Below are 16,793 nucleotides of genomic sequence, written 5' to 3'. Positions count from 1 at the left end.
TCAGAAGCTCTGGCCGGTGAGACGCTCGTAGGCCGTGACGTACCGTGCGCGGGTCTGCTCGACCACCTCGGCCGGGAGCGTCGGCGGCGCCGTCGTGGAGCCCTTGGACCAGCCGGAGGCGGCGGAGGTGAGCCAGTCGCGCACGAACTGCTTGTCCAGGCTCGGCGGAGTGCGCCCCGCCTCGTAGGTGTCGGCGGACCAGAAGCGGCTGGAGTCCGGGGTGAGCACCTCGTCACCGAGGGTGAGGGTGCCGTCCACGCGGGAGCGGCCGAACTCGAGCTTCGTGTCGGCGAGGATGATGCCGCGCTCGTCCGCGATCCGCCGGGCCCGCTCGAACACGGCGAGGGTCAGGGACTCGAGCTGATCGGCGAGCTCCTCGCCCACGAGCTCTCGGGCCTGGGCGACGGTGATGTTCTCATCGTGCTCGCCCGGACCGGCCTTCGTGGAGGGGGTGAAGATCGCCGGCTGCAGGCGTGAGGCCTCGACCAGCCCGGCGGGCAGCACGTGACCGCCCACGGAGCCGCCGGCGCGGTAGTCGGCCAGACCCGAGCCGGTGAGGTGGCCGCGGGCGATGCACTCCAGCTCCACCATGTCCAGGCCGCGGCAGCGCAGGGCCCGCCCCGCCACCTCGGTCGGCACGTCGGTGGCCGAGAGCACGTGGTGGGGGACGATGTCCGCCAGCTGCTCGAACCAGAACAGGCTGATCCCCGTGAGCAGACGGCCCTTGTCGGGGATGCCGGGATTCAGGGAGTGGTCGTAGGCGCTGACGCGGTCGGTGGCCAGCACCAGCACCTCGTCCGCGGTCGAGGGGTCCACGCCGGCGGGGACGTACAGCTCGCGGACCTTGCCGGAGACGACGTGGTCCCAGCCCGGCAGCTCCGGGGCCTGGATCAGAGGGGTCGTGGCGGTGCTCATGCGGTCTCCTCCGGTGCCCCATGGGTGGTGGGCGCGGTGGCTGCGTCGGGCGCTGGGTCGGGGGTGGCGTCGGGCGCTAGTTCCGCAGCGCGGGGCGCCTCGGCGGCGCGGGCTGCCTCGGCCGCGGCGCGGCGGGCGATGTCGGTGCGGTGGTGGCTGCCCGGGAGGTCGATCTCCTCGGTGGCCGCGAGCGCCCGGGAACGGGCCTGCTCGAGATCGGCGCCCGTGGCGACGACCGACAGGACGCGGCCGCCGGCGCTGACCAGGGTTCCGTCCGCGCTGGCGGTGCCGGCGTGGATGACGTGAGCGCCGAGCGCCTCGCACGCCTCGATGCCGGTGATCGGGTCACCCGAGCGGGCGGAGGAGGGATAGCCGGCGGAGGCGACGACCACGGTCACCGCGGAGTCCTCGCTCCAGGTCGGTGCGGAGTCCTCTGCCAGCTCGCCGCGCGCCGCGGCCAGCAGCAGCGGAGCGAAGGGGGAGGTGAGCCGTTCGAGGACCACCTGGGTCTCGGGATCGCCGAAGCGGGCGTTGAACTCCACCACCCGCATTCCGCGGGAGGTGAGCGCGAGGCCGCAGTAGAGAACTCCCACGAAGGGGGTGTTCCGCGCGGCGAGCTCGGCGATGGTCGGTCGGGCGACCGTCGTCAGCACCTGGTCGACCAGGCCCGCGGGGGCCCAGGGGAGGGGGGAGTAGGCGCCCATGCCGCCGGTGTTGGGGCCTTCGTCGTCATCCAGTGCGCGCTTGAAGTCCTGCGCCGGGGCGAGCGGCACCACCCGGGTGCCGTCGCTCACGCAGAACAGGGAGACCTCGGGGCCGTCGAGGTACTCCTCGAGCACCACCTGGCCGCCGGCGGTCAGCACCGACTCGGCGTGGAGGATCGCCGCCTCCCGATCGGAGGTGACCACGACGCCCTTGCCGGCGGCGAGACCGTCGGCCTTGACCACGAAGGGCACATCGCCCAGGGGGTTGACCCGGTCGAGCCCCGACGTGAGCTGGGCGAGCTCGGTGACGGTCACGGAGGCGGCGGTGGGGACCCCGGCCGCGGCCATGATCTCTTTCGCCCAGGACTTGGAGCCCTCGAGGTGCGCGGCGGCGGCCGACGGACCGAACACCACGAACCCGGCCTCTCGCAGGCGGTCCGCGGAGCCGGCGACCAGCGGGGCCTCGGGGCCGATCACGACGAGGTCGGGCCGGAGCTCCTGGGCCAGGCTCACCTGGCCGTCGAGGTCGCCGACGGGGACGTCGTGACAGGTCGCGAGCTGTGCGATGCCGGGGTTGCCGGGCGCGGCGTGCAGCTCAGGGGCGGGATGGTCTGCGGCGAGACGCCGGAGGATCGCGTGTTCGCGACCACCGGAGCCGATGACGAGGATCTTCACGCCGTCAGGGTACCGAGAGCGCCGCGGGTCCCGAGGTCCTGCCCACACTGCGGAGGGATCGGCCGGGGTCAGCCTCCGGCGTGCGACGTTACGATCGCTCCCATGCCCGTCGACCTCCCGCACGTGTCCGCGCCCGCACCGGCCTCTGCCGCGCGCAGGCGCGGCGTGACCCGGCTGCGACTGGACCTCTCCTACGACGGCACCGGCTTCCACGGCTGGGCGGACCAGCCCGGGCAGCGGACGGTCCAGGGGGAGCTCGAGAAGGCGCTGGGCAGGATCTGTCGCGTCCCCGCCCGGGTCACGGTCGCCGGCCGCACGGACGCCGGCGTCCACGCGCGCGGGCAGGTCTGCCACCTGGATCTGCCCGATGACGCGCTGGCCACCCTCCCCGGTCGCTCCGACCGCGACCCTGCCGCGGCGCTCGTCGCCCGGCTCGCCGGGGTGCTGCCCGAGGACATGGTGGTGCACATGGCGCGCGAGGTGACCGGGGACTTCGACGCCCGCTTCGGGGCGCAGTGGCGCCGCTATCGCTACCGGATCTCCGACGGCCCTGCCGCTCACGACCCTCTGCGCCGTGACGTGCTGCGTCACCGTCGTCCGCTGGACGTCGCCGCGATGTCCCGCGCCTCGACAGCGCTGCTGGGCGAGCACGACTTCCTCTCCTTCTGCAAGCCGCGCGAGGGGGCGACCACGATCCGCGAGCTGCGGGAGCTGCACTGGGGGCGGCCAGGGGAGGGGCGGGTCGACGAGGGCCTGATCGTCGCGACCGTCGTCGCCGACGCCTTCTGCCACCACATGGTCCGGTCGCTGGTCGGCGCGCTGATCGGGGTGGGGGAGGGGAGGCGCCCCGAGTCCTGGCCCGCCGAGGTGCTCGCCGCCCGCACCCGGGTCTCGCCGACCCGCGACGGCGCCGGTTCCGCGCCGCTCTGCCCGCCGCAGGGTCTCACCCTCGACCACGTCGCCTATCCGCCGGACGAGGAGCTCGCCGCCTGGGCCGCCCGTGCCCGCACACTGCGCAGCCCGTTGCCCGCGGATCCGCCTCTCCCGGCGGAGTGGGCCTGAGCCGGCCGGGTCGCGGAGCACACCGGGCCGGCATCGTGGCGATGCGACCGGGACCGGGCGCAGATCACACCGCGAACAGCCGCTTCGCGTTGACGCTCCACTCGGGCGCCCCGTAGGATGAGCGGTCGTTGTGCCTCGATGTGTGCCCGACTCCGCTGCCGTCCCTCACGGGACGGCGCGATCGGGACCTCACCCACATCCAGGGCCGCCGTCGCATCGTCTGCGGAGCGGTCCGGGCGCAGCCATAGGGGCCATGCTTTTACCCGAAGGAAGCGTGCCCACGGTCCATCGAACCGTGCCTGGTCGGCGTCCTGCCGCCCGGGCACTACTACGAGAGAAGAAGGCACGAGTGCGTACGTTCACCCCGAAGCCCGACGATGTCGAGCGTTCCTGGTACGTCATTGACGCAAACGATGTCGTCCTCGGCCGGCTCGCTTCCCAGGCTGCCCAGCTCCTGCGGGGAAAGCACAAGCCGGTCTTCGCACCCCATGTGGATGCAGGCGACTTCGTGATCATCATCAACGCTGACAAGGTCGCGCTGACCGGAAACAAGCGGGAGTCGAAGCTCGCCTACCGCCACTCCGGCTACCCCGGCGGCCTCCGCGGCGTCCCCTACTCCGAGCTGCTCGAGAAGAACCCCGAGCGCGCAGTGGAGAAGGCCATCCGCGGCATGCTCCCCAAGAACAAGCTCGCTGATCAGCAGATCAAGAAGCTGAAGATCTACTCGGGCTCCGAGCACCCGCACGCCGCTCAGCAGCCCGTTCCCTTCACCATCGATCAGGTGGCGCAGTAAGCGGGTGCCCCGCCACTCCGCCCTGCCACACGGACGACCCAAGGAGAACCGTGACTGAGACCACCCCCGATACCACCGAGAACCTCGAGGCCGTGACCGACGAGTCGGCACCCACGAGCTTCACCACCGAGTCCACCGGCGAAGCTGCCGTCGGCGCCGGCCAGTCCGCGATCGAGCCGGGCTACGGCACCGGCCGTCGCAAGCGCGCGATCGCTCGCGTGCGCCTGGTCCCCGGCTCCGGCCAGTGGACCCTGAACGGCCGCAGCCTCGAGGACTACTTCCCGAACAAGCTGCACCAGCAGGAGGTCAACGATCCGTTCACGGCTCTCGACCTCCAGGGCCGCTTCGACGTCATCGTCCGCCTCACCGGCGGCGGCCCGTCCGGACAGGCCGGGGCCGTGCGCCTCGGTGTGTCCCGCGCGCTGAACCAGATCGACGAAGAGGCCAACCGCGCGACCCTCAAGAAGGCAGGCTTCCTGCGCCGCGATGATCGCATCATCGAGCGCAAGAAGGCCGGTCTCAAGAAAGCCCGCAAGGCGCCCCAGTACTCCAAGCGCTGATCGGCCGCGGAGCACTGCTCCGCACCGTCCACGCTGTACGCGCGATGCCCTCGACCTCCGGGTCGAGGGCATCGTCGCGTTCGGGGTGCGGTGAAGGTGGGTGCGCGAAACGGTCCTGTCAGCCCTCCCGTGGGCATCCGCTCGTCGACCCCCGTCAGCGCCCTCCGCGTCGTCGGCCCTCGGGCGGAGGTCGACTGCTGGCGCGTGGGCGATGGGCAGGGCGTCATCGGCATGGTCATCGCGAAGGCGCAAGAACCTGACGGGTGTGGTGGTGCTGGCGCTACTCTCGGACCATGATGTCTTCGCCGCCGCGCTGGTGGGGCGGGCCGCTCGATGCCGAGCAGCTCGCCCGCACCGCCGTGCACCGGGTGCGGGACGCCGCCGCCGAGCTCGTGGCCGCCCGCGGCCTGACGACGGAGGTCGCGACCACGGACGCCCTGATCGCCGCCTCGTTCGCCGCGATCGAGCACCTGCGCATCGACGGCCGCTCCCCGCAGCCCTGGGGCGAGCTCTCCGGCGTCGTCCGGGCCCGCGACGGCTGGGTGCGTCTGCACGCGAACTATCCCCACCACGCCGCGGTGCTCCGCGAGGTGCTGACGGTGGAGCACCGGCCAGATCTCGAGCGGGTGATCGGCCGCTGTGACGCCGCCGAGGTCGAGGAGCGGGTCGGCGCCGCCGGGGGGATCGCGGTCGCCGTGCGCACGCCGGAGCAGTGGCGCGAGCATCCGCACGCGATAGCGACTGCGCAGGACCCCTGGTCGCAGGTGCAGGACCGCGGCGAGCGGCCGGTGCCGGGCCCCGTCGGCCGCCGCGGCGAGCGGGCGCTGGCCGGATCGGCGCCGCTGGCGGGTGTGCGGGTGCTCGACCTGACCCGAGTGATCGCCGGCCCCACCTGCACGCAGCTGCTCGCGTGCCTGGGCGCGGACGTGCTCCGCATCGATCCGCCGCACCGCCCCGAGCTCCTCGACCAGCATCTCTCCACCGGAATGGGCAAGCGCTCCGCCGTGGCGGATCTGCGCCGCCAGGAGATCGCGGGGCGGCTGCGGTCGCTGGCCGCCGGCGCCGATGTCATCCTCGATGGCTACCGTCCCGGAGCCCTCGCCCGGCACGGCCTGGGCCTCGACGACCTCGAGCAGCTCGCGCCGCAGGCCGTGATCGCCTCCCTCTCCGCCTGGGGCGAGCGTGGACCCTGGGGCGGACGCGCCGGCTTCGACTCGATCGTGCAGGCCGCGACCGGGATCGCGGTGCGCTGCGAGGCCTCGGGGAGTCCCGGGGCGCTCGCGGTGCAGGCCCTCGACCACTCCACGGGCCACCTCCTGGCCGCGCACATCCTCGAGGCGCTCGCCCACGGCCGTGCCGTGACGATGCGGGCGAGCCTGCTCGGCGCCGCCCGGACCCTGCTGGACCTGCCGACGCCGACGCCGACGGCTGAGGTCGCAGAGCCGGGCGTGACCCGCGTCCAGGTGAGGGGAGGGGCGAGCCGGCTCGAGACGGTCCCGCCGCCGCTGACGCTCGCAGGACGCACCCTCGAGCGCGACGTCGGCCGCTACGGCGCGGCCCGTGCACGATGGATCGCCTGAGCGGCGGCGCGACCGCTGACCTGAGCGGCGCCGGGCCGGTGCCGCGGTGCCCGGCGCGATGCCGCCCGGCCGTCAGCTGAGCAGCTCGCGCAGGTCCTCGGCGGTGACGGCGGAGCGGAAGGCGTCGCCGCCGTCGGTGAGGGCGTCGAACAGCTCGGCCTTGCGGCGCTGCAGAGCGAGCACCTTCTCCTCGATCGTGTCCTCGGCGATCATCCGGTACACCATCACCTGCCGTTCCTGACCGATGCGGTGGGCGCGGTCCACGGCCTGGTTCTCCGCGGCCGGGTTCCACCACGGATCCAGCAGGAACACATAGTCCGCCTCGGTGAGGGTGAGGCCGAAGCCGCCCGCCTTCAGCGAGATCAGGAACACCGGCGCGTCGCCCTCGCGGAAGCCGGTCACGGCCGCATCGCGGTCCCGTGTCGAACCGTCCAGGTGCGAGTACCGCACCCCGCGCCGGTCCAGCTCGGCCGCGACCCGGTCCAGATAGGAGGTGAACTGGCTGAACAGCAGCACCCGGTGCCCGTCGCTGATCACCTCGTCCAGCCGGTCGAACAGCGCCTCGAGCTTGGAGCCGGGCACGTCCGCGTACTCCTCGGCGTCCACCAGCGACGGGTCCAGCGCCAGCATCCGCAGCAGGGTCAGGGAGCGGAACACGATGAAGCGGCTGCGGTCCAGGTCCGTGTCGATCAGGCCCAGCACCTTCTTCCGCTCCCGCTGCAGCACCGAGTCATAGACCGCACGGTGCTCCGGCGAGAGGGTCACCGTGAGCACCTGCTCACGCTTCTCCGGCAGCTCGGCGGCGACCAGCTCCTTGGTGCGGCGCAGCAGGAACGGCCGCACTCGGCGGCGCAGCAGCTCCATCCGGGTGGGGTGATCGCCGGTCTCGATCGGCAGGGTGTACCGCTTGCGGAATCCGGTCGCGGTGCCCAGCAGGCCGGGCGCGACCAGTTCGAAGATCGCCCACAGATCATCCAGCGAGTTCTCCATCGGCGTGCCCGTGATGGCGAGGCGGAAGTCCGCGCGCACGCCCTTCGCGGCGCGATGGGTGCGGGAGCGGCGGTTCTTCACGAACTGCGCCTCATCCAGCACGAAGCCCTGGAAGCTGGTGCCGGCGAAGTCCTCCTCGTCGATCCGCAGCACCGAATAGCTGGTGATCACGATGTCCGCGCCGAGGGTCGCGGAGGCGAGGTCCGTTCCGCGGGAGGCTGCGGTGCGGTCCAGCACCGTCACCGTCAGTCCCGGGGTGAAGCGCTCGGCCTCGCGCCGCCACACCGGCAGCACGGAGGCCGGCGCGACCACGAGGAACGGTGCAGCCTGCGGATCCCGCTGCCGGGCGAGGGCGATCAGGGCGAGGGTCTGGACCGTCTTGCCCAGGCCCATGTCATCGGCGAGCACCCCGCCCAGCCGGTGGGTCAGCAGGAACGCCAGCCAGGCGAAGCCCTCCAGCTGGTAGGGACGCAGCTCCGCCTGCACGGAGCGCGGCAGCGGAGGCGGCGGGGTCTGCTCCAGATCACGCAGCGACAGGGCGGTGCGGCTCCACTCCTCGCTGGCGACGGTCTCGTCGGCGACCTCCTGCAGGTCATCCCACATGTCCACCTGGAAGCGGGAGATCTGCTGCTGCTCCGGCTCCCACTCCGCGAGCGCCTCTCCCTCGCGGATCAGCTCACGCAGCGCGTCGAAGGCCGGATGGTCAAGGGAGAAGTAGGTGCGATCCGGCATCAGCAGCTTCGCCCGACCCTGGGCGAGGGCCACGAACAGGCTCGGGAACGGGATCTGCCGCCCCTCGATGGTGATCTCGAAGCCGAGGTCGAACCAGTCGTTCTTGCCGGGGGAGGCCTGCTGGGTGACGCGCACCCGCGGTGCGCCGTCCAGCTCCCGGTAGGCGTGACGGGTGCCGGTGACCGCCACCTCGACGTGGTCCAGTGCTGCGAGGTCGTCGAGCACGTGCTCGGTGAAATGGGCGGTGTCGGTGCCGCTGAGCAGCTCGGGGGTGTCGCGCGGGGCGTGCGGCCACAGGCTCATCGCCTCGGCGATCACCGCCTCCTCGTGCGCCAGATCGCGGTGCGCGCCGTGGCGCTGATCCATCGGCAGCTGCCGATCGGGGTCGTGATACCGCCAGGCCCAGCGCAGCGAGAGCCGATCGCCGGAGGCATAGCCGGCCTCGAGATGCAGGGTGGGCCGGCGCGCCGCTGGCAGGTCGACGCTGTCGTCCTCGCTGGTGATGGTGGTCAGGGAGCGCAGCTGAGGGTAGGCGACCTCGAGGAACGCCTCCCTGTCCTCTGCCGGGATCACCAGGGGCTGCCGACGGTGCAGCAGGGACCGCAGCGCCCGCGGCACGGAGGCGCCGAGCGGCGCGATGCGGGCCAGGAGCTGCTGGTCGGCGAGCTCCTCGACATCGAGCACCCCCGACGCACCCAGCAGCCGTCCCTGCTCCCGCGGGGAGCCGTCGATGCTGAGGCGCGGGGCGACCTGCAGCTCCTGCGCGGGGCCGCCGCTGCGCAGATCCACGGTGGCCTCGGCGCGGTCCAGCAGCTCGATCGCGGCGAGCCCGGCGCCGGGCAGGAACTCGACCCCGGCGGCCCGGGCATGCTCGAGGGTCTGCCACAGCAGGGGAGAGGTGATGGAGTTCAGCCACAGGTGCTCGATCCCGCCGCTGGAATAGGAGCGCTCGACCGATGCTGCGGCGAAGATGCGGGTCAGCGCCTCACCGTGGGTCGCGTCGTAGTCGCGCCCGGCCAGCCGGTACTCGAAGGTGCGCCAGGAGAGGTCGCCCTTGACCCAGGTTCCCTTGCGGCCCCGGGTCAGCGGCCGCATCCCCAGCCACAGCTCGGCGCCCGAGGCCACAGTCGCGGCGGTCGCCGTCTCCCGGTGATGCCGGGAGGTGCCGGTCCCGGAGATGCCCGCCTCCAGGTCGAAGCGGAGGGCGAGCGGGCGCGGCGCAGCGGCGGTGCCGGTGCCGGCGCCGGCGCCGGAGCCGGGGGTCGTCGCGGTCGAGTTCAGCAGCGGCCGCAGCACGCTGCGCCACTCGGCCGGCGGGCGCTCCTGCATCGCCTGGGTGCCCAGGTCGTTGACCCGGTACAGGAGCGCGGCGACGTGCACGCATGATTCGCCGACGACGCAGCCGCAGCCCGAGCGCCGTGGCCGCCACAGCCCGCCGGGGCCCGGGGTCTGGAAGCGGCGGGAGACGGAATCGTCCTCGTACTCGGTCAGCTCCGCCTCGACGAGGTGGACGCTCCCGTCCTCGTCAGCCACTTCCGCCGACACCACCGAGGAGGCCGGATCCCAGGCGACATCGCGGACTCGGCCCGCCCGGGCCGCACCGAGGCCGCGGCTCGCGGTGCGATCACCCACGTGATGGCTGATCGCAGAGGGGAGCAGTCGGGGGAGCAGGACCGGATCGGACATCCCTCCAAAGTAACCCCCGCCTGCCCCTGATGACGAGGGAGGGGGACGGTCCGACGGCTCCCAGCGGGTAGTCTCACAGCGGAAACCGGCTCGGACGCCGCGTACGGCGCCGCCGTGCGGCGGTGCCCCCGTCGGCCCCCGACCCCCATCCCTGTGAGGAGAACCCTGTGGCACGACTCTTCGGCACCGACGGAGTGCGCGGACGCGCGAACGGCGACATCACCGCGGAGCTCGCGGTCGAGCTGAGCGTGGGCGCGGCTCACGTGCTGGGCACGCTGGGCGCCTTCGACGGCACCCGCCCTCGCGCCATCGTCGCCCGCGACACCCGCCCCTCCGGCGACTTCCTCTCCGCCGCCGTGAGCGCGGGCCTCGCCTCCGCCGGGGTCGACGTGCTCGACGCCGAGGTGCTTCCCACCCCGGGCCTGGCCTACCTGGTGCAGTCCACCGGCGCCGATCTCGGCGTGATGATCTCCGCCTCCCACAACCCCGCCCCGGACAACGGCATCAAGTTCTTCGCCCGTGGCGGCACGAAGCTGCCCGACGCGGTCGAGGACGCCATCGAGGCGCGTCTGGGCGAGGAGTGGGATCGCCCCGAGGGCACCGATGTCGGCACCATCACCCGCTACGAGGGTGCCGTCGAGGCCTATGTCGAGCATCTGGTCGCCACCCTGGACCGGCCGCTGACCGGCCTGACCGTGGTCGCGGACTGCGCCAACGGCGCCGCGAGCATCACCGGCCCCGAGGCGCTGCGACGCGCCGGTGCGACCGTGCACGTCATCGGTGATCTCAGCGACGGCGGCCTCATCAACGACGGCGTGGGCTCCACCCACCTCGGCCCGCTGCAGGCCGCCGTGCTCGAGCACGGCGCGGACATCGGCGTCGCCTTCGACGGCGACGCGGACCGCTGCCTCGCGGTCGCTGCGGACGGCCAGCTCATCGACGGGGACCAGATCATGGCGGTCCTCGCCCTGGACCTCAAGGAGCGCGGCAAGCTCCACGACGACACCCTCGTGGTGACGGTCATGAGCAACCTCGGACTGAAGCTCGCGATGAAGGAGCACGGCATCGTGCTCGGCCAGACCGGCGTGGGCGACCGCTATGTCCTCGAGGAGATGAACCTCGGCGGCTACTCCATCGGCGGCGAGCAGTCCGGCCACGTGATCATCGCCGAGCACGCCACCACCGGCGACGGCGAGCTCACCGCCCTGCACCTGCTGCAGCGCATCGCCGAGACCGGGAAGACCGCCCGCGAGCTGGCCGATGTCATGACCCGCCTCCCGCAGGCCCTGATCAACGTCAAGGACGTCGACAAGGCCAAGGCCACCATCGACCTGGGGGTGGCGAAGGCGATCGAGGCCGCCGAAGCGGAGCTGGGTGAGACCGGCCGCGTGCTGCTGCGCCCTTCGGGCACCGAGCCCGTCGTCCGCGTGATGGTCGAGGCCCCCACCGATGAGCAGGCCACCGAGATCGCCGAGCGGCTCTCCGTGGTGGTCCGCGAGCGCGTCGGGCTCTGAGCCGCGCGAGCATCCCGGGCAGGGCCGGTCGGGTCCGGGCAGGGCTGGTCGGGTCGGTCGGTCCCGAGCAGGGCTGGTCGCGCCCGGTCGCGTCCGGGCAGAGCCCGAGAGTCACAAAGCGGGGGGAATAGCTGTGCCATTCCCCCCGCTTTGTGACCCTCAGGCCGGTGCCGGTGCCGGTGCCGGTGCCGGTGCCGGTGCCGACGGCGGTGACGACGGCGGGGGAAGGGGGCTCGAACGAGCGCTCATACCTTCCGCAGCAGCACCGAGTGGACGCTGTGCTGGCCGTCCTTGCGCAGCACCAGGTCGGCGCGGCCCCGGGTGGGGACCACGTTCTCGGTGAGGTTCGGGCCGTTGATCGAGCGCCAGATCCCCAGTGCCGTCTCCTTCGCCTCCTCGTCGGTGAGCTCCGCGTAGCGGCGGAAGTAGGAGCGGGGGTTGGAGAAGGCGGTGCGCCGCAGCTGCAGGAAACGGTCCACGTACCAGCGCTGGACGTCCTCCATCCGGGCGTCGACGTAGACGGAGAAGTCGAAGAAGTCCGAGACGGCCATCCCGAGCCGGCCGTCGCGGCGCGGCCGAGCCGGCTGCAGCACGTTCAGCCCCTCGACGATGAGCACGTCCGGCTGCTCGACCACCACGCGCTCGTCCTCGAGGATGTCGTAGGTCAGGTGCGAGTAGATCGGGGCCTCGACGCGCTCGTGCCCGGCCTTCACATCGGCCACGAAGCGCAGCAGGCGCCGCCGGTCGTAGCTCTCCGGGAAGCCCTTGCGCTGCATGATGCCGCGCGACTCGAGCACGGCATTGGGGTACAGGAAGCCATCGGTGGTCACCAGCTGCACGCGAGGGGTCTCCGGCCAGCGCGCCATCAGCTCCCGCAGCAGGCGGGCGGTGGTCGACTTGCCCACCGCCACCGAGCCGGCCACCCCGATCACGTACGGGGTGCGCTGCTGGCGCTGGTCGAGGAAGTCCTCCCGGGCGCGACGCAGCGCCTGAGCGGCGGCGACCTGGATGTTCAGCAGGCGCGAGATGGGCCGGTACACAGCATCGACCTCGCTGAGATCGATCCGGTCGCCCAGGCCGCGCAGTCGGGTGACGTCCTCCTCGGACAGCGGCAGCGGGGTCTGCTGCGAGAGCCGTGCCCAGTCCTCCCGGGGGATCTCCTCGAACGGGGTGACGGTGCTCGACGTCGACGCAGACTTCATAGGTCGATTGTCCCAGCAGTCCGGCCCGATCCGGGTCAGCAGGGCGCGTGGCGGGCGTCGCAGGTGGATGCTCCGGCCGTCCCCGGGCCGTCCCCTGGCGGCTCCCGGGCCGCCTCCCGCGCATCTCCCGCGCGATCCATGCCCCCAAGCGCGCAGCACCGCGCAGTGTGCCGTGCTCATTTCTGATCACTCGCGCGGGGCCCCGGCCAGGGCTGCGCGCAGGCTCCTCCGATCGTGAGCAAGGACTCGCGGCGATGGGGCCTCGTGGCTTCCCCGCGACGCGCAGATCATTAGCGTGGTCCCCATGTGTGGAATCGTCGGATATGCAGGCCCCAAGGCCCAGAAGCTCTCCTCCCGTCCCGTGGACGTCGCCCTTCAGGGCCTCGCCCGCCTCGAGTACCGCGGCTATGACTCCGCGGGAGTCGCCGTGATCGATGACGGCGGGGTGCAGATCACCAAGCGGGCCGGCAAGCTCGCGAACCTGCGCGAGGCGCTCGAGGGCTCCCAGGAGACCACCGGCCAGGTCTCCATCGCCCACACCCGCTGGGCCACCCACGGCGCCCCCAACGACCTCAACGCCCACCCCCACCTCGGCGGACGCCAGGGCGAGCTCGCCGTGGTGCACAACGGCATCATCGAGAACTTCGCGAACCTCCGCGCCGAGCTCGAGGCCGATGGCTTCTCCTTCACCTCCGAGACCGACTCCGAGGCCGCAGCCCATCTGGTCGCCCGCGAGATGGAGCAGACCGGTGACCTCACCGAGGCGATGCGCCGCGCCGCCGCCTCCCTCGAGGGCGCCTTCACCCTGCTGGCCGTGCACCAGGACGCCCCGGACACCGTGGTCGCCGCACGCCGCAACTCGCCGCTGGTCGTGGGCCTCGGCGAGGGCGAGAACTTCCTCGGCTCCGACGTCGCCGCCTTCGTGGACTCCACCAAGGAGGCCCTCGAGATCGGGCAGGACCAGGTCGTCACGGTCACCGCCGACGAGGTGCGGATCATCGACTTCGAGGGCACCGAGATCACCGACGCCAAGCGCTACACCATCGAATGGGATGCCGCCGCCGCACAGAAGGGCGGCTACGACTCCTTCATGGCCAAGGAGATCCACGAGCAGGCCAGCGCCGTCGCCGACACTCTGCGCGGCCGCCTCGAGAACGGCGCGCTGCAGCTGGACGAGATGGACATCGACCCCTCCGTGCTGCGAAGCATCGACAAGATCGTCGTGGTCGCCTGCGGCACCGCCGCCAACGCCGGCGAGGTCGCGAAGTATGCGATCGAGCACTGGTGCCGGATCCCCACCGAGGTGGAGCTCGCTCACGAGTTCCGCTACCGCGACCCGGTCGTCACCGAGAAGACCCTGGTCGTCGCGATCTCCCAGTCCGGCGAGACCATGGACACCCTGATGGCGGTGCGCCACGCCCGCGAGCAGGGCGCGAAGGTCATCGCGATCTGCAACACCCGCGGCTCCACCATCCCGCGCGAGTCCGATGCGGCGCTGTACCTGCACGTGGGCCCCGAGATCGCGGTCGCCTCCACCAAGGCGTACCTGGGCCAGATCACCGCCTGCTACCTGCTGGGACTGTTCCTCGCCCAGACCCGCGGGAATCTCTACCCCGACGAGATCGCCGCCCTGATGACCGATCTCGAGCAGATCCCGGACCAGATCCAACAGGTGCTGGACGCCTCCTCCCAGGTGGAGAAGCTCGCCCAGGACATGAAGGACGTCTCCTCCGTGCTGTTCCTGGGGCGCCACGTCGGCTACCCGACGGCGATGGAGGGCGCGCTCAAGCTCAAGGAGATCGCCTACATCCACGCCGAGGGCTTCGCCGCCGGCGAGCTCAAGCACGGCCCGATCGCCCTGGTCGAGGAAGGGCAGCCGGTGTTCGTCATCGTCCCGTCCCCGAACGGCCGCCACTCGCTGCACTCCAAGGTGGTCTCCAACATCCAGGAGGTGCGCGCCCGCGGCGCCCGCACCCTGGTGATCGCCGAGGAGGGGGACGACGCCGTGCTGCCGTATGCGGACGAGGTGATCCGGGTGCCCGCCACCCGCACCCTCTTCGCGGCGCTGCTCACCGTGATCCCGCTGCAGATCTTCTCCTGCGAGCTGGCGACCGCGAAGGGCCTGGACGTCGACCAGCCGCGCAACCTCGCCAAGTCCGTCACCGTCGAGTGAGCGACCCTGTGTGTCGACGCTTCCCGCAGGTCTCGCCGAAGATGTGATACTGCCAAGGTGAGCATCTTCCCGACCACCGCGCCGACGCCCGGCCCCGACGAGAACTTCGGGGGCCGGGCGTTCGCGCCGCGGGACGACGGCACTGTGGTGGGCGTCGGCATCGACGTGGTGGAGATCGCGCGACTGACCGCGATGCTGGAGAGGACCCCGGCCCTGCTCGACCGCCTGCTCACCCCCACCGAGCGCGGCCTCTCCGCCGCCTCCCGTGCCGCCCGGGTCGCCGCGAAGGAAGCCGTGGGCAAGGCCCTCGGCGCCCCCGGAGACTTCTCCTGGCAGGACGTCACCGTGGAACGGACCTCGGTGCGCCGCCCCTACCTGCGCCTGCGCGGCGCCACCCTGCACGCCGCCGAGGAGCACGGGGTCGCGCATCTGCACCTGTCCCTCTCGCACGACGGGGATGTCGCCACCGCGATCGTCATCGCCGAGCGCGGGGACCGCGCGAGCGAGGGAAGTCCGGCCGACGCACGCCCCGCCGCCGGGCACGGGGCGGACGCCCCGGCACCGCCTGAGGCCCCGGCCCCGCCTGAGGCCCCGGCCCCATGATCCGCGCCTACTCCGCCCAGGCCGTCCGCGACGGCGAGTCGCCGCTGCTCGCCGCGGGGGAGCCGCTGATGGACCGTGCGGCGCGGGCTCTGGCGGATCACGTCCTCGCGCGGCTGCGCGTCGAGGAGCAGGGGACCGGACCTGCTGCCTCGGGTCCCGCCCCCGCTGGCCCTGACTCAGCAGGTCGCACCTCCGCAGCGTCCAGCTCCGCAGGCTCCGCCCCGGCCCGGGTGCTGGTGCTCGCCGGCAGCGGCGCGAACGGTGGCGACGGTCTGCACGCTGCGGCGCTCCTGCGCCGCGAGGGCGTCGATGCCCGGGCGATCGCCACCGCCACCGCTCTGCACGAGGAGGGCGCCGCCGCCCTCCGCGCGGCGGGAGGCACGATCACCGCGCTCGCGGACACCGCCCCCGGCATGCTCGAGGAGCTGCTCGCCGGCACCGCTCTGGTGCTCGATGCGATGGTCGGCCTCGGCGGTCGTCCCGAGGTTCCCGCAGCTCTCGGCCCGCTGCTGGCAGTGGTGCGCGGCAGCGGATCCGCGGTGATCGCCGTGGACACGCCGAGCTTTGTGGACGCCACCACCGGTGAGGCCGCTCCTGACGCACTGGTCGCGAACGAGACGGTGACCTTCGGCGCGGTCAAGGCGGGGCTGCTGCTGCCCGGCGGTGCCGAGCGCAGCGGCACGGTCCACCTCGTCGACATCGGCCTGGCCCCGCACCTGCACGCCGCCCCGACCGTGCTCCGGCTCGAGGACGCCGACGTCCGGCAGCTGTTCCCCCACCCCGGCCGGGACGCCACCAAGTACAGCCGCGGCGTGGTCGCGCTCGCCGCCGGCAGCGAGCAGTATCCCGGCGCCGCAGTCCTCGCCGTCTCCGGGGCGGCCCGCACCGGTGCCGGGATGGTCCGCTGTCTCGCCCCGCACGCTGTGCTGGACCTGGTGCTGCGGGAGCGGCCCGAGGTCGTCGGGCACCGCATCGAGCGGGCGGACGGCGGCCCCGGCTGCATCGACCTCGCCGCCGTCGGCCGCACCGACGCGCTGGTCGTCGGTCCGGGACTGCCGGCCGACGATCCCCGCGCCCGTGCCGGGGTGGATCGGCTGCGGAAGGACAGCGGGACCCTCACCCGCGGAGTCCTGGACGCCGGCGCACTGGCCGCGCTCACCGCCGCAGATCGCTTCGGAGCGGACGTGGTCCTCACCCCGCACCGCGGGGAGGCCGAGCGTCTCGCGCAGCTCCTCTCGCTCGACCCCGACCGGCCCGGACCTCTGCTCGCCCGGGAGATCGCCCGCGCCACCGGGGCGACAGTGCTGCTGAAGGGCGCCGTCACCCTGATCGCCCCCGGCGACGGCGGGCCGCTGCGCGCGCAGGACGATGCGACCTCGCAGCTGGCCACCGCAGGCACCGGAGATGTCCTCGCCGGCGTGCTCGGCGCCCTGCTGGCCGCCGGGCTGTCGGGCCCCGACGCCGCGGCGCTCGCTGCGATCCTCCACGGCCGTGCGGGTCGGCGCGCCTCCGGCGACGGCCTCCACCCGCTGCTCGCCCTGGACGTCGCCGCGCACCTGCCCGGGACGATCGGGACTATCCTGGCGGGCGCCCAGACGTGAACC

The 16,793-nt window shown here is 72.8% G+C and carries 12 protein-coding genes; 8 read left to right on the top strand and 4 right to left on the bottom strand.

Annotated features, from left to right (window positions below):
* A complete protein-coding gene (locus tag VF289_RS13790; protein ID WP_330884475.1) occupies positions 1–915 on the bottom strand; it encodes a phosphoribosylaminoimidazolesuccinocarboxamide synthase in 915 nt (304 codons plus the stop codon).
* Complete coding sequence (gene purD / locus VF289_RS13785; RefSeq protein ID WP_330884474.1) at positions 912–2,294, bottom strand: phosphoribosylamine--glycine ligase; 1,383 nt, start codon at positions 2,292–2,294, stop codon at positions 912–914. Before purD ends, VF289_RS13790 begins: the two co-directional genes overlap by 4 nt.
* A gap of 102 nt (positions 2,295–2,396) precedes the next feature.
* Here purD and truA point away from each other — a divergent pair, with 102 nt between their 5' ends.
* From truA to VF289_RS13765, 4 genes are all read left to right on the top strand, one after another.
* Complete coding sequence (gene truA / locus VF289_RS13780) at positions 2,397–3,356, top strand: tRNA pseudouridine(38-40) synthase TruA (protein ID WP_330884473.1); 960 nt, start codon at positions 2,397–2,399, stop codon at positions 3,354–3,356.
* A 349-nt stretch (positions 3,357–3,705) separates the two neighbouring features.
* On the top strand, positions 3,706–4,149 hold the full coding sequence (gene rplM, locus VF289_RS13775) for a 50S ribosomal protein L13 (protein ID WP_330884472.1): 444 nt from the start codon (positions 3,706–3,708) through the stop codon (positions 4,147–4,149).
* A 50-nt stretch (positions 4,150–4,199) separates the two neighbouring features.
* Positions 4,200–4,709 carry a 30S ribosomal protein S9 gene (gene rpsI, locus VF289_RS13770; protein ID WP_330884471.1) on the top strand — a complete coding sequence of 170 codons (510 nt, stop codon included), beginning with the start codon at positions 4,200–4,202 and terminating at the stop codon, positions 4,707–4,709.
* Between the two features lie 293 nt (positions 4,710–5,002).
* Positions 5,003–6,289, top strand: a complete 1,287-nt coding sequence (locus VF289_RS13765) for a CoA transferase (protein ID WP_330884470.1) — start codon at positions 5,003–5,005, stop codon at positions 6,287–6,289.
* Between the two features lie 72 nt (positions 6,290–6,361).
* On the opposite strand, the gene VF289_RS13760 is transcribed toward VF289_RS13765, so the two are convergent.
* Positions 6,362–9,697, bottom strand: a complete 3,336-nt coding sequence (locus VF289_RS13760; protein ID WP_330884469.1) for a DEAD/DEAH box helicase — start codon at positions 9,695–9,697, stop codon at positions 6,362–6,364.
* Positions 9,698–9,864: 167 nt separating this feature from the next.
* Here VF289_RS13760 and glmM point away from each other — a divergent pair, with 167 nt between their 5' ends.
* Positions 9,865–11,211: a phosphoglucosamine mutase gene (glmM, locus tag VF289_RS13755; RefSeq protein WP_330884468.1), complete on the top strand. Its 1,347-nt coding sequence runs from the start codon at positions 9,865–9,867 to the stop codon at positions 11,209–11,211.
* A gap of 245 nt (positions 11,212–11,456) precedes the next feature.
* Here the strand turns inward: glmM and coaA are convergent, their stop codons facing one another.
* A complete protein-coding gene (gene coaA, locus VF289_RS13750; RefSeq protein WP_330884467.1) occupies positions 11,457–12,413 on the bottom strand; it encodes a type I pantothenate kinase in 957 nt (318 codons plus the stop codon).
* A gap of 304 nt (positions 12,414–12,717) precedes the next feature.
* Between coaA and glmS the strand changes: the two genes are divergently transcribed.
* The 3 genes from glmS to VF289_RS13735 are packed head-to-tail and all read left to right on the top strand — an operon-like array spanning position 12,718 to position 16,790.
* Positions 12,718–14,586: a glutamine--fructose-6-phosphate transaminase (isomerizing) gene (glmS, locus tag VF289_RS13745; RefSeq protein WP_330884466.1), complete on the top strand. Its 1,869-nt coding sequence runs from the start codon at positions 12,718–12,720 to the stop codon at positions 14,584–14,586.
* Between the two features lie 57 nt (positions 14,587–14,643).
* Complete coding sequence (locus VF289_RS13740; protein WP_330884465.1) at positions 14,644–15,189, top strand: holo-ACP synthase; 546 nt, start codon at positions 14,644–14,646, stop codon at positions 15,187–15,189.
* Complete coding sequence (locus VF289_RS13735) at positions 15,186–16,790, top strand: NAD(P)H-hydrate dehydratase (protein WP_330884464.1); 1,605 nt, start codon at positions 15,186–15,188, stop codon at positions 16,788–16,790. Before VF289_RS13740 ends, VF289_RS13735 begins: the two co-directional genes overlap by 4 nt.
* Positions 16,791–16,793 lie beyond the last annotated feature (3 nt).

The sequence above is a fragment of the Brachybacterium sp. genome (assembly GCF_036379615.1).
Lineage (GTDB): Bacteria > Actinomycetota > Actinomycetes > Actinomycetales > Dermabacteraceae > Brachybacterium.
The sequence above is the reverse complement of the archived record's forward strand: the minus strand, read 5'-3'. Positions and strand labels throughout refer to the sequence as shown.